Here is a 1,137-nt window from a genome sequence, read left to right on the forward strand (position 1 = left end):
CGGTGTCGGCCCGCGCGGCCGCGGTCGCGCGCGCCGACACCGCGCCGGCGCCGGCCCGCCCACCCGGTTGGAGCGGCGAGGAAGCGACGCGGGTGCGGGCGGTCAACGCGGCGATCGCCGCGCTGAACGTGCCGCTCGCCGCCATCCTGCGCGCGCTGGCACCGCCGCGCGACTTGCGCATCGCCCTGTTGAGCGTGCAGACCGGCGCCGGCGCGGCGCAGGCCGGGGCCGGCAGCGTCAACATCGTGGCCGAGGCACCCAGCAGCGCGGAGATGGCGCGCTACGTCGCCTTCGTGGCCGAGAGCAGGCCGTTCGTCACCGCCTACCTGGTGCGTCACGAGGTCGACGAAACGACGGCCGAACGGCCCTTCCGTTTCATGGTGGAGGCAAGATGGAGCGAATAATGGCGGCCGCCGGCCGGGCCGCGGCATGCTTGCCGCGCTGCGTGGAACAAGTGGACTGGGCCGCGCGGCGCGGCGCGCGCGCGCTGTCGCGCCGTTTCGGCGCCTGGGGCTGGAGCATGCTGGCGTGCGCCAGTGGCGCCGTCCTGGCCGTCGCGGCGCAGCAGTATCAACTGGCTGCGGCGGCCGCGCTGCAAGCCCGCCTGGCGGCGCCGCCGCCGACCACTGCGGCCGCCCCGGCCGGGGTGGCCGGCGACGCCGCCGCGCGCGCGCGCCTGCGCGCGTTCGAGCAGCATCTGCTGGCGCACGAGGCGATCCCGTCGACGCTGCAGGAACTGCTGGACTTGGGCGGGCGGGAGGGCTTGTCTATGCAGCGCGGTGAGTACCGGCCCCAGGTTGACGGCGCCGGCGCGTTCCTGCGCTATCGCATGACGCTGCCGGTCACCGGCTCGGCGGCGGCGCTCCAGCGTTTTATCCTGGCGGCGCTGCGCCAGCATCCCAGCCTGGCGCTGGAAGGCGTGCAATTGAAGCGCGCGCGCGCCGGCGCGGCCGACGTCGAGGCGCGCATCGAATGGCTCATCCTGAGCCGCCTGCCGGCGCGCGCGGCGGCGGCCGGCGACGGGGGGGCGCCGTGAGCCCGGGCCTGTTGCGCGCCCTGTTGGGCCTGGCCTTGCTGGCCAGCGTCGCCGCGGCCTGGTATGCGCCGGCCGACGGCGCGCCGGCCCGCGCCGGCACG

Annotated in this window: 2 protein-coding genes; both read left to right on the plus strand. The window is 76.7% G+C overall.

Features of this window, described 5'->3' with window-relative positions; all coding sequences use genetic code 11:
* Nucleotides 1-404 (plus strand): hypothetical protein (locus tag ACQ4W7_RS29125; protein WP_436535214.1); only part of this gene is annotated, 404 nt, incomplete at its 5' end.
* Nucleotides 404-1,036, plus strand: coding sequence for a hypothetical protein (locus tag ACQ4W7_RS29130; protein ID WP_436535216.1), 633 nt, complete (start codon nucleotides 404-406; stop codon nucleotides 1,034-1,036). The genes ACQ4W7_RS29125 and ACQ4W7_RS29130, both read left to right, overlap by 1 nt.
* Nucleotides 1,037-1,137 lie beyond the last annotated feature (101 nt).

Source organism: Janthinobacterium algoris, assembly GCF_051380935.1.
In the GTDB taxonomy this organism is placed as follows: domain Bacteria; phylum Pseudomonadota; class Gammaproteobacteria; order Burkholderiales; family Burkholderiaceae_D; genus Janthinobacterium.